Source organism: Haloferax sp. S2CR25 (assembly GCF_031624535.1).
In the GTDB taxonomy this organism is placed as follows: Archaea; Halobacteriota; Halobacteria; order Halobacteriales; family Haloferacaceae; genus Haloferax; species Haloferax massiliensis.
This window is the reverse complement of record NZ_JAMQOO010000007.1, coordinates 74125-86595: the sequence shown is the minus strand read 5'-3', so window position 1 is coordinate 86595 and position 12471 is coordinate 74125. Positions and strand designations below refer to the sequence as shown.

At 68.4% G+C, this 12471-nt stretch carries 6 protein-coding genes; 1 reads left to right on the top strand and 5 read right to left on the bottom strand.

Translation table 11 applies throughout. The features are described 5' to 3' along the window. Positions 1–20: 20 nt before the first annotated feature. Genes NDI65_RS16010 through NDI65_RS16000 form a run of 3 tightly spaced genes read right to left on the bottom strand, consistent with a single transcriptional unit; the run spans position 21 to position 3298 of the window. On the bottom strand, positions 21–1328 hold the full coding sequence (locus tag NDI65_RS16010; RefSeq protein WP_089776680.1) for an ABC transporter permease: 1308 nt from the start codon (positions 1326–1328) through the stop codon (positions 21–23). Beyond that, the gene (locus NDI65_RS16005; RefSeq protein WP_310893836.1) at positions 1321–2556 is read right to left on the bottom strand and encodes an FtsX-like permease family protein; all 1236 of its coding nucleotides are present in this window, start codon (positions 2554–2556) and stop codon (positions 1321–1323) included. The genes NDI65_RS16010 and NDI65_RS16005 overlap by 8 nt, the downstream gene beginning before the upstream one ends. Next, positions 2549–3298, bottom strand: a complete 750-nt coding sequence (locus NDI65_RS16000; protein WP_089776682.1) for an ABC transporter ATP-binding protein — start codon at positions 3296–3298, stop codon at positions 2549–2551. The genes NDI65_RS16005 and NDI65_RS16000 overlap by 8 nt, the downstream gene beginning before the upstream one ends. A gap of 157 nt (positions 3299–3455) precedes the next feature. On the opposite strand from NDI65_RS16000, the gene NDI65_RS15995 reads away from it, so the two are divergent. Continuing rightward, on the top strand, positions 3456–3983 hold the full coding sequence (locus NDI65_RS15995) for a metal-dependent hydrolase (RefSeq protein WP_089776683.1): 528 nt from the start codon (positions 3456–3458) through the stop codon (positions 3981–3983). A 45-nt stretch (positions 3984–4028) separates the two neighbouring features. On the opposite strand, the gene NDI65_RS15990 is transcribed toward NDI65_RS15995, so the two are convergent. After that, a complete protein-coding gene (locus tag NDI65_RS15990; protein ID WP_089776684.1) occupies positions 4029–5144 on the bottom strand; it encodes a cell surface protein in 1116 nt (371 codons plus the stop codon). A gap of 112 nt (positions 5145–5256) precedes the next feature. Then, positions 5257–11970: a PGF-pre-PGF domain-containing protein gene (locus tag NDI65_RS15985; protein WP_310893849.1), complete on the bottom strand. Its 6714-nt coding sequence runs from the start codon at positions 11968–11970 to the stop codon at positions 5257–5259. Positions 11971–12471 lie beyond the last annotated feature (501 nt).

Below are 12471 nucleotides of genomic sequence, written 5' to 3'. Positions count from 1 at the left end.
CCCCGGACGCCCCGCCGCGACTACAGGTGGTCGAGCGGTCGGATGCCGGCTATCTGCCGGCTGACCGCGAGCGACGAGACGAGGCTCATCACGAACGCGATGGCGAAGCCGCCGACGAGGACCGTCTCCGGGAGGACGACCACGTCGCCGAAGCCGACGAGGAGCCGGGCCAGTCGGTTCAGGCCGCCCGCCGCCGGGAACGAAAGCGCCACCCCGAGCAGGCCGCCGAGCGTCCCGAGGACGAGCGCCTGCGCCGCGAGCGTCAGCGACAGCGTCGACGACGACGTGCCGAGCGCCTTCAGCGCGGCGAGCTCCCGCGTTTGGTGGTAGACGTGCGACAGCAGGACGTTCACGCTGAGCGCCAGCCCCGCGAGGAGCGCGAGGAAGACGAGGCTCCCGCCGGCGGCCATGATGACCGCCTGGTCGCGCAGAATCTCCGCGAGCTGTTCCTGATTCGTCCGCACGTCGTAGTCCGGATAGTCCGCTTGGATGTCGGCGGCGACCGCCTCGGGGTCGGCCCCGTCGGCGACGGTGAGCGTCATGAGCGTGGCCGTGTCCGCGCCGGTCGAGCCCGTCACCTCCTGAAGCTCGCTCAGGTGGACCACGACGCTCGGCGTGCCGAGGAACCGCGAGAACGTCGGCGAGATACCGACGACGGTGAACTCGTTTTCGCGGGCGATGCCCGTGGTGCCGCCGACGTACAGCGAGTCGCCGACGGAGACGTTCATCATCTCGGCGGTCCGCTGGTCGATGACGACCTCGTGAGTCATCGGCCCGGTGTAGTTGCCGCCGGCGTAGTGGACGTCCGTCTGATTGAACCCCGTGCCGTTCGTAATCTGGACCGACCCGCCGCGGGCGGGCGCGCCGACGCCGACGAGCGTCTCGTAGTCGGACTCGTTGGACCTGACGTACACCGTCTGGAACGACATCGGCGTGACGAGTTTCACGTCCTCGCGGGCCTCCAGCTCGGCGTCTAACCCGTGGGCGTCGACGATGGTGTTCTCGAAGCCGCCGACGCCGGTCGGCGAGAACCGGACCGGACCGCCGGTAATCCACACGTCGCGGCCCGCCGCGTCGAACTGCTGTTGGCCCGTCTGCATCACGCCGATTCCCGTCCCCGCCAAGAGCGTCGCCGCGAGGACCGCGAGCGTGATACCGAGGACGGTCAGGACCGTCCGCCCGCGGGCGTGAGAGAGCTGCGAGAACGCGATTCCCGCCGACGCGCGGACGCGGGAGAGCCGCGGGAACCGCGACGACTTCGGGGTCGCCCGACGGTTCCCGTTCGCCGTCGCGTCCGAACCCCGGTTCGAGTCGGCGTCCTCAGTCATGCGACATCGCCTCCAGAGTGGGCGTCCGCCAGGTGAGCCACGCCGGGTACACCGAGGAGACGAGGCCGATGAGCGCCGCGACCGCGACGCTGTAGCCGACGAGCACCGGGTCGAACAGCGCGACCTGCACCCCGAGTAGCTCCCGCGTGATGGCGTTCGTCAGGTGGATGCCGCCGATGCCGGCCGCGACGCCGACGACGCCGCCGACGGTGGCGACGACCACCGTCTCGGCGACGACGAGCAGCATCTGCGAACTCGTCCGGTAGCCCATCGCCGAGAGCACGGCGAGATTGCGGCGGTCCGCGTTGACTTCGAGCCCCATCATCGTGGCGACGAACAGGACGCCGACGAGGACGGCGACGACGAGCGAGACGGCGGCCATCGCCAGCGGGAGGCTTGAGGTCGACGCGCCGCGGACGGCGAGACCGGTCTGCGTGACGACCGAGGTCCGCGGGTAGAGCGTCTCGATGTCGGACCGAACGCCCGCCGAGTCGGTGCTGACGAGCAGTTGGTCCGCGAGGTCACCCTCGGTGGCTCCGGTCATCGTCTGCAGTTCCGAGAGGTGGACGAGCGCGACCGGGACGGGCCCGACGCCCGACGACAGCGACCCCTCGCGGACGTCGGCGACGGTGAACGCGGCCCGCGAGCCGCCGACGCTCGCGGTCACCTCGTCGCCGGCCGAGACGCCGAGCAGCTCCGCGGCGGCGTCGTTGAGGACGAGTTCGCCGGTTCGGGGGCCGTCGTAGCTCCCGTTCGCGTAGTGGGGGTCCCCCGGCGCGAGCGACGCCGTCGAGACGCCGACGACCGAGGTCGGTTCCTCGGGCGGGATGATGCCCGCCGCGAGGACGTACTCGTCGGTCGAGCCGTCTTCGGGCGCGAGCGTCACCAACTGCGTCTGGACCGGCGTGGCGTAGTCCACCCGGTCGTCGCGGGCGAGCCGGTCGGTTATCGCGTGGGTGTCGCCGAGTTGGGGGCCGCCGACCGAGACGGCGACCGACGAGGCCGTGCTGGCCTCGGGGACGACCCAGTAGTCGACGCCCTCGCTCTGGATGGCGTTTTCCGCGCCGAGGCCGAGGGCGATGCCGCTGACGGTCGTCATGAGCGTCACGGCGAGGGCGACGCCGAGGACGCTCAACAGCACCTGCTTCGAGGAGGAGGTCCGCAGCCGACCGAGGACGCGCCGGCCCGCGAGGCCGACGACGCCGAACAGCCGGTGTCGCCTAGCCATCGCTCACCACGTGGCCGTCGCGGAGGCGGACGACGCGGTCGGCCCGCTCGATGACGTGTTCGTCGTGCGTGGCGACGACGACCGCCCGCTCCGTGGCGGTCTGTTCGATGTAGTCGAGGACGCGCTGGCCCGTCTCGGTGTCCAACTCGCCGGTCGGCTCGTCGGCGATGAGCACCGCGGGGTCGGAGACCAGCGCGCGGGCGATGGCGACGCGCTGTTGCTCGCCGCCGGAGAGTTCGCCCGGCTTGTGGCCGGCGCGGTCGCCGAGCCCTACCTGTTCGAGGAGGTCCTCGGCGCGGGCGCGTCGGTCGCGCTTCGACACGCCGCGCTCGATGAGCGGGAGCGCGACGTTGCCGCGGGCCGAAAGCGAGGGAAGCAGGTGGAAGTGCTGGAAGACGATGCCGATGGTGTCCCGGCGGAGTTTCGTCCGCCCGCGGTTCGACAGCGACCGGACGTCGGTGCCCGCGACGCGGACGTCGCCGCGGGTGGGCGTGTCGAGCGCGGCGAGGAGGTGCAACAGCGTGGACTTGCCGCTCCCGCTCGGGCCGGCGATGGCGACGAACTCGCCCGTCGAGACCGAAATCGAGACGCCGTCGAGCGCGCGGACCGTCGGGGCGTCGGACCCGCGGGAGAAAAACGAGTCGGAGCCGCGGGTGTACTCGCGGACGACCCGCTCGCAGCGGAGGGTCGCCGCCGAGTCCGCCGCGGCGGGAGGACGGTGTTCGGAGACCGAATCAGACATACTGCCACGTGGTCCCCGACGTGACATATACTTGGTGCGTGGTCGCCGCGCCGGCGGGGCGACGCCGACGCGACTCGACGAACGTCCAGATTCGCGGGGCGGCGTCGGCTCGCGTCGTCCCCACGGTTGAATAGCCTCGGCGTCGTCCACCTCGGTAGTGTTCCCAATCGGCCACCTCGCCCTCGGATATCTCTCGGTCGCGCTCTTCCGGGTCGGCCGTCGCCGCCCGCTTCCGACCGAGTGGACGCTGGCCGCCGCGCTCGTCGGCTCGCAGTTGCCCGACCTCATCGACAAACCGCTCGCGTACTACGGCGTCCTCGTCAGCGGCCGCTCGCTCGGTCACTCGCTTCTCGTGATGCTGCCCGTCCTCGTCGTCATCGTCGGCGTCGGCTATCGGCTGGGCTACGACGAGCACGCGACCGCCCTCGTCGTCGCGACGCTCTCGCACTACCTCGGCGACACCTACCGGGCGCTTCTCGCCGGCGACTGGAGCGCGATGCAGTTCCTCCTGTGGCCCCTGTTCCCGGCGACCGACTACCCCGCGGACTCGATTCCGCCGTGGGTCCGCGTCCTCGAATCGCTGGGCGACCCGCGGTACAACCTCCAGTACGCGCTCGCGGTCGTCGCGTTCGGCATCTGGCTGATCAACCGACTCGACCGTCGGCGAGCGCGAGCGGAGCGCTAGACCAGCGGGGCGGCGAAGAAAAGCGGCGGGTGACGCGGGTTCCGATTAGCTGACGAGTCGCCGACCGACCGCGAAGACGACGAGCGCGCCGAACAGGAGGTACGGTGCCGTGTTCGGGACTTCCGAAGAGGTCGTCGTCTGGGCCGTCGCCGTCGTGGACTCGCTGGGCGTCACGACGCTGTCGGTCGTCGTGGTCGCCGTCGAGTCGGTGGAGTCGTCCGTCGAATCGGAGGAGTCGTCCGCCGAATCGGAGGAGTCGTCCGTCGAGTCGGAGGAGTCGTCCGTCGAGTCGGAGGAGTCGTCCGTCGAGTCGGCGGTGTCGGTCGCCGACGTCGACGTGTCGTCGGAGTCGGACGTGGTCGTCGCGGTGTCGTCCGTGTCACCGTCGTCGTCATCGTCGTCGTCGGGCGTCGCCGTGTCGTCCGAGTCTGACGACTGTTCGGTCACTTCGACCGTCGAGGCGTCGCTCACGCCGATGAGTTCGTCCTCGCCGAGCGCCTGGTCGTCGCCGCGGACGACCGCGTACAGCGAGTAGTCGCCGGCGTCCAAGTCGTCGGTGGAGACGGACGCCGAGTAGTGCGTGTCGTTGACCGACGAGGCGTCGACGCGGACGTTCTCGGAGTCGTCCGCGAGGACGACCTGCACGGCCTCGGCGGATTCGCCCGACTCGACCTCGTCGAGTTCGACGGTCACGTCGAGGTCGTCGGACCGCTCGACGCTCTCGGCGGCCTGTGTCGAGACCGCGTAGGCGCGAATCACGAGGGGTTCGCCGGCGTAGACTTCCTCGGTCGACTGGTTGCCGACCACGACGGCGTAGGTTCCGGGTTCGAGTCCACCGGTTCCGAACTCTTCGGTCGCGTCGCCGGTCGCGGGCGCGGACCGCCGGATTCGCTGTTCGGAGTCGAGAATCGTGATCGTGTAGTTGCTGCCGCTCGGCGCGTCCACGGAGACCGAAACGGTGTCGCCGGCGTCGGCGCGGCCGACTTGGGTGACGGTGAACTCGCCTTGCGAGGTCGAGACGGTTCTGTCGACGGTGTCGATGGAGCCGTCGATATCGATATCGTAGTCGCCGTTGGCCCCCACGGCCGGGGGCGCGACGGCCGCGAGAAGCATCGCGGTGACCACGAGAACGGAGATCGAGACGCGAGGTCGTAGCATCATCGTTCGTTTTGCCCACCTGTGGTAAAAGCTTGTAGGCAGTTCGTCGCACTATCCGCGGGCGTCGCTGGTCGGGTCGAAAGATGAAGGAGAGACGAACCGCGCGGCGCGGTCGTTAGTCGTTCCGGCGGACCGCGAGGAGCGCGGCCGCGAGGAGCGCGACCACGGCGAGCGCCGCGCCGAATCCGGGAATCGGGGAATCCGTCGTGCTGCTCGCGGCGGTCGTCGTGTCGTCGTCGAAGCCGGGCGTACTGGACGCCGTGGTGGTGTCGTCGTCGGCCGGCGTCGTCGTCGCGTCGTCGTCGTCGGTCGGCGTCGTCGTGACGACCTGCCGCGACGTCACGGCGAAGTACGAGAAGCCGGGCGTGTCGGCCTCGATGACGACCGCGCCGTCACCGCTGTTGACGACGCGGGTTTCGAGGTCTTCCCACGAACCGGCGTCCTCGTTGAACCGCCGGACCACGAGGTCGGACGACTCGATGCCGAGTTCGTCGAGCCGGCTCTGTCTGACGGTGAACCGGAGGGTCGACTGGCGGTCGCGCGCGCTGTCGGGAACGTCGATGCGCACGTAGCTGACGGCCGTGCCGCCGGGCTGTCCCACGCTGCCGGGGACTCCCGAGCGTTCGCTGACGATGACCTCGCCGGTCGTCTGCTGGCTGAACGTGATGCTCACCGCGGAGACGCCCTGTCCGCCGTCGAACTGGGCGTCGAAGCCGCGAGCCGAGAACAGCCGGTCGCTGTCGGTCGTGTCGTCGTGGGGGAGGCCGCTACCGCCGCCGCCACCGCCACCGCCGCCGCCGCCGACGTTCGCCTCTTCGACGGTGATGCTGCCGATCGTGACGCCGTCGACCTGCAGGTCGTACGTGCCGGCGTCATCGATGGAGACGGAGTACGTCAGCGTGCCGGAGGAGCCGGGGCCGACGGTGACGCTCTCGGTGGCCAGCGTCGTACTGCCGGCCGTAAGCGCTCTGGTGTACGTCCCCTCCGCGGTGCCGGTGTTGTTCACGCGCACCCTGACCGTGAACGTCTCGTCGGTGTCCACGGTCGCCTGCGAGATGGAACTCGCGCCCGCGTCGATGCTGAACGCCGGGGCACGCTCCGAGACGGAGACCGTGTCGATGGTCGTGCCGTCGAACGCGTAGACGTAATCGCCGGTTCCCGGCGGGGTGTCGGTGAAGGTGAACGTCCGCTGTGCGCCGGAGGCGAGCGAGGTCGAGATGTTCCCGACCGCCGTCCCGTTCCGGGTCACGGTGCCGGAGACGTTGCCGCTCGCGCCGCCGAGGTTGCCGAGTTTGACCGTGACGGTCGCCTGCTCGCCGTCGACGAGCGACGTCGGACTGACCGACGAGTCGCTGAGCAGTTGGATGTCGGCGGTCGGCGAACTCACGTCGAGCGCGTTCGTCGCTGTCGTACCGTTGACCGCGACGGTGTAGGTGCCCGCGTTCGTCGGCTCGATGACGAAGCTCACGGACTGGTTCGCACCGGCGGCGAGGGCCACAGGCTTCGTGACGCCGAAGTCGGTGGTGCCAGCCTGACTGGTGCCGGTGACGCCGACGTCGAGCGAACCGGACTCGTCGCCGAAGTTCTCGGCCCGCGCGGTCACCTCGACCGGGTCACCGGTCTGCACGCTGGTCGCGTTGAGTTCGACGGACGTCACTGCGATGTCCGGACCCTGATTGACCGAGAACGTCGTGTCGTTCGTGGTCGTGTCGCCGTTGTTGTTGGTGACGCGAACGCTGAGTTGGTGTTCGCCCGAGTCGATCTCGGACGAGTTGAGTTCGAGCGTCGCGCCGGGGTTCGGGAACACCGTCGCGTCGTCGGTCACGTCCTCGCCGTCGACCAGAAGCGTCACCGCGGAGGCGTCGATGCCGCTCTCGGGGTCGGTGTAGTTCACTTCGACCGAGAAGTCGGCACTGCTCTCGAAGGTGGCGTTCTGGGAACTGACCCGCGTGACGTTCGGTGCCGTCAGGTCGGGCGCGACGGTGAAGTTCACCGTCGAGGCGTTCTCGTTCCCGCTCTCGTCGGCCGCCGAGACGGACACCGTGTGGTTGGTGCCCGGTTCGAGACCGGTCTCGTTGAGCCGGACGTTCGAGAGGTCGTCGAGGTTCGCCTCGCTCGTGACGTCGGTCCCGTCGAAGGTGACGGTCACGCTGCTGAGGTTGACGCCGCTTTCGGCGTCGTCGACGCTCGCGGTCACGTTGACCGAGGTCGTCGTGTTCGAGAGTTCGTCGCCCTCGGCGGGGGTCGAAATCTCGACCGCCGGTTCGACGTCGTCACCCGCGACGCTGAAGTTCGTCGTGCGGACGGCCGCGTTGCCGGCCCCGTCGGGCACGCGAACCGTCAGGTTGTGCGTCTCGTTGTCGCCAACCGCGACGGTCGTGTTGAACCCGGTCGAATCGAGCGTCGTCGCGGACGTGATGTCCTGTCCGTCGTACAGGACGGTGACGTTCTCCGTGTCGATGCCGGTGTCGTTCACCGCGTCGCTCGCCTCCTCGTAGGTCGCGTTGAGTTCCACCGCGTCGGTTCCGAACGGGAAGGTCGTGCCGTCGGCCGGGCCGATAGACGTGACCGTCGGCGATTCGCGGTCGTCCCGCACGGTGAAGTTGACCTGCTCTGTCGCCGTGTTGGCGGTCAGGTTCGTGTCTGACGCCTCGACGGTGACGGTGTAGTTCGCCGGCGGGAGCGCGGACGTGGTGTAGTTGACCGACTCGTTCGTGACGGTCGCGTCGTCGGTCACGTCCATGTCGCTGACCTGTCCGTCGCTGTCGAGCGTCACCGACACCGTAGACGCGTTGACCTCCACGTTGTCGGAGAGCGTCGCGTTCACCGACACCGTGTTGTTGACCTCGGAGAACGCAGCGCCCTCCGTCGGGTCGTCGTAGCTGATGGTCGGCGCTTCGGTGTCGTTTTCGACCGCGCCGTAGGTCGACAGGCCGGTTCGGGTCGCCACGTAGTAGTCGCCCGTGACGCCCGGGACCGGGTCGGTCTGCAGCGTCGTCGGCAGCACTCGGGTGCCGCCGCGCTCGATGTAGACGATGTAGAAGCCGTTGCCGGTGGTGTCGAGGTTTTCGCTGAAGCCGTAGGTTACGCTCTCGATCTGGTCTTCGGTGAGTCCGGCGTTGGCTTCGAGGTACTTCGTCGCCGCCGTGCCCTGCGAGAGCGCGTTCGGCGGGACGTTCGTGTCCGTCAGCGTGACGACGGTCTGCCCGGCGGGCAGGTCCGCGTCGTCGCTGGCGTTGATTCGAATGAACGTGTCGCCGCTCGCGCTCACGAGCAGCACCGACGACTCCTCCGAGAAGTTGTGGCTCGTGACGTTCGCCGTACTGGAGTCGCTCGCCGTGTTGCCGGCGAGGTCGGTCCCAGTCACGTCGAGTTCGTACTCGCCGGACTCGGCCGTGTCGAGTTCGGCGGTCCACGTCGTCGAGTCCTGCTCCGTGAGGTTCAGCGACTCGACGTCGCTGTTCGGGTCGGTGAGTGTCGCGTCGGGAGTGCCGGCGAGCGATTCCGTGCTCGCCACGGTGACCGAGAGACTACCGGACGCGGTCGTGTTGAGCGTCGCGGTGAGTCCGGGGTCGGTCGTGTCGACCACGACGGGGGCGCTCCGTTCCACGGTGACGTCGTTGTCACCGAGGTCGGTGGCGGTCGCCGTCATCGTGTAGTTCCCGTCGGGGAGCGCCGACGCCACGTCGAGCGTGTGGTTTCCGGTCCCCTGGTCGGGCGTCCGTTCGAACGTCGCCGTCACGCCCGAGTCGGACTCGAACGCGTACTCGACGGTGACGCTCTCCGAGGTGCTGTAGGTGACGTCGACGCTGCCGTTCGTGTGGACGTCGTCGGTCGTCCCGTCGACGGCCGACACGTCGTAGGTCGGCTCCTCGTTGTCCACGCAGACCGTGGCGTTGTCGACGCCGATGTTCCCGCCGGCGTCCGTGCCCACGAGCGTGAGGTTGTAGGAACAACTGGAGACGGTCTCGCCGTCGTCGTTCGTGCCGTCCCACTCGATTTCGAACTCGCCGGTCGAGCGGGCGAGCGAGGTCACGTCGCGCGTGTACACCTCGTCCCCGTCGTCGTTACGGACGACGAACGCCGCGGATTCGAGGTTGTCGTCGGCGCTGTCGAGCGTGATGTCGATGGGGTTGTTCGCGCTCACGTCCTCGTCGTCCTCGACGTAGTCGGGGTCGAGCGCGAGACTCGCGGTCGGCGCGGTCTCGTCGTACTCGAACTCGAACAGCCGCGAGGTGGCGTGGCCGGCCTCGTCGACGACGGTCAGTCTCGCGGTCGTCGGCCCCTCGTCGAGCGAGACGCCGAGTTCGGAGACGTTGATTTCGAGCGTCGAGTTGTCGTTCGTCGTCGCGCCCGAGAGATCGACGGTCGTGCCGTCGACGACGAGCGTCGTCGCGCTGGCGTTGATTCCGGACTCCGCCGCACCGTTGCGGTCGTCCGCGAAGGACGCCGTGATGGTGCTCGACGGGCCGGCGACGTCGGTCGGCGCGACGCTCGTGACGCGCGGCGAGGAGACGAAGTCGAACGTGAACGTCCGGGTGATCGTGTTCCCGACCGCGTCGGTCGCGTTGACCGTCAGCGTCGTCCGTCCCTCGTCGAGTTCGTCCGTCGGGACGGTCGCGCTGCCGTCTGCGTCGAGCGAGAGCGGCTGCGGTCCGTTACCGAAGTTGTAGGTCGCACGACGGATGTTCGACTCGTCGCCCACGTTGAGCGTGAGGTCCGTTCCGAAGGGTACCGCACCCTGTGCGGGTTCCGGAAGCGTGACGTGCGGCGGGAGCCGGTCGCGCCTCGTGACCGTCAGCGTCGAGTCGGCCTCGACGCCGTTGACGGCGACGGTGAAGTTCCCGACGTCGTCGGAGCCGAGCGCGGTCACGTTCCGCGTGACCGTGGAGTCGGCCCCCACGACGACGGTTCGGGTGGTGTTGTAGACCTCCGTGTTACCCTCGTCGTCGGTCGTCGTGTACGTGAGCCGGACCAGGTCGGAGCGACCACCGGTGTTCTCGACGGTCGCCGAGACGGTGTACCGCTCGGTCGTGTTGATGCTCGTCGGCTCGACGCTGACGTCGGTCACGCTCGTGTTCGCGGGCGAGATGACGCGGACGGTCCGCGAGACGAGTTCGGCGTCGTCGGTCGAGAGCTCGTCGATGGAGACGTTGTAGATTCCGGGGTCGTCGAACGAGGTCGTGAAGCTCACCTCGGTCGACTCGCCGGGCTGGAGCCCGCCGGTGTCGGACGGCGACTGCGCCTCGCCGTCGACGGTGAGCGCCGCCTCGTAGCTCCCGTTGACGTCACCGACGTTCTCGACGGTCGCGTTGGCGACCACGTCGCCCCCGGGAAGGACCTGCTGGGGCTCGACGGTGAGGTTGCTGTACTCGAAGGTCGCCGGCTCGAACACGTCGAGCGCGAGCGTGGCGTCGGCGAACGCCTCGCCGTTCGTCGCGTTCTTCGACGCGGTGGCGTCGTACTCGCCGGCCGTCGAGACGGTGGCGACCGCGACGCCGTTGGCGTCAGTCTGGACGGTCGTGTCGCCGACGGTGACCGTCGCGTTCTGCACGGCCGCGCCGGTGTCCTCGCGCGTGACGGTGAACGCCACGTCCTCGCCCGCGACGGGCGTGGTCGTGTTGGCCGTCAGGTTCAGTTGGACGCTCTGGGCGACCTGCAGCGGCGCGCGGTTCGTCACCGACTCGGTGCCCGACAGGTTCGTCGCCACGTGCATCACGACGTAGTCGCCGGGCGTGGCACCGTCGGGGACGGGGACCTCGACTGTCGTCCGGTTCCCCGCGACCGTGGTCACGACCGAACCGTAGACGGTCGCGCCGGGGTCGACGACGGTCACGTCGTCGAACCGCGACGTGCTGTCGTTGAAGCGGTCGAAAATCGACACCGCCGTCTGGCTCCCGACGAACGACCGCGAACCGGGCGTGACGCCCATGACGTTCGCGTCCGTCGACAGCTTTCCGGTGCCGTTCACCCGCGCGATCTGCGTTTCGAGCGCGATGTTCGACCGGTCGGTCGCGTTGATGGTCTGCTCGTAGTTCGAGAGGTCAGACTCGTTGAAGATTGCGACGGTGTGGCTGACCTCGGTCGCGTCGAGCGACGAGGCGTCCACGGTGACCGTCACGTTCTGGCCGTTGCCCGCGAGCGACGGCGTGCTCACCGACGACGACCCCTGCTGGACCGGGAGGGCGTCGACGCCGACGAAGGTGACGTTGCCGTCGGTTTCGAGGTTCCCGTCGCCGTCGGCGTCCGAAAAGCCGCTCCCGTCGTCGACGGTGACGACGGCGAGCATCCACATGCCGGACTCGTCGGGCGTGAACGCGAACGAGTTGTCGTTTTCCGTTCCCGTGGTCTCGCTGACGACCGAGGCGCTCACGCTGTCGTCGCTCGTGAGCGTCTCAGCGACGCCGGAGATGCTCCGCGGAACCGACGCGCCTCGTTCGAGTTTGGCCGCGACGAGTTGGACATCTTGGTCTTGGATGGCTCGGGGAGCACCGGCGCTCGAACCGGAGAACGTGAACGGGACTTCCCGTCCCACGTCGTACACGTACATCGGGTTCTTCCGGAGGGACTGTTCCTGCCCGTCTACCTGTACGTACGTGTTAGTCGACTGGACCTGGTACGCCGCGGCCGAGTCGAATCGGGAATCGGTCGTGTCCGGCCGGAGCGTCAGGAACGCGCCGTCCCAGACGCTGATGTTCTCCGACGCCTGCGTCAGTTGGTCGTCGTCGACCGTGTCGAGTTGGTTAACGGGCGGTCCACCCAGTTGTGCCTCACCTGTGGTGGTCCCGACGCTCGCAGATACTGGCCCTGCGATAACCGAGAATACCACGATGAGCGCGAGTGCGAGACTCAACCCCTGTTGGGAGAGCCTGCGGTAACGACTCATATCTCACTCAACAAATACGAACGCCATAATACTTTTGAATGTAAAACTTTCTGAAAAATCGACTCGTAGTCACGGACGACCCTCACGCGGTCGAAATCACTCCCCGTCGACGCGGGCCCACAGCGTGCCCATCGGCGTCGCGCAACTACTGATACTGTCAGTTACAATAGCGGCGGCATCGGAACCGCGTCGTCTCACCCGCGGCGAGGGAGCGCCGCGAGGCGACAACGACGGGAGACGTTCGAGTAATCGGCGGAGGTGTAACGGGCATATACCCATCACACTTCGGGGCGGCCGCCGTCTGAATGCGTCCGCGAGCGCGCGAAGACACCCGTCTCGCTTGTTGGGTAACGATTATCATGTTGGTCGTTGGAGTTGTAGTCGAAACTCGACAGGATATCTCAAGAGGTGGGTGAGATACTGCTCGGAGCCGCTACAGAGTGT

Coding starts and splice junctions, on each gene's coding strand:
- NDI65_RS16010 (WP_089776680.1), bottom strand. CDS start 1,328: ATGACTGAGGACGCCGACTCGAACCGGGGTTCGGACGCGACGGCGAAC.
- NDI65_RS16005 (WP_310893836.1), bottom strand. CDS start 2,556: ATGGCTAGGCGACACCGGCTGTTCGGCGTCGTCGGCCTCGCGGGCCGG.
- NDI65_RS16000 (WP_089776682.1), bottom strand. CDS start 3,298: ATGTCTGATTCGGTCTCCGAACACCGTCCTCCCGCCGCGGCGGACTCG.
- NDI65_RS15990 (WP_089776684.1), bottom strand. CDS start 5,144: ATGATGCTACGACCTCGCGTCTCGATCTCCGTTCTCGTGGTCACCGCG.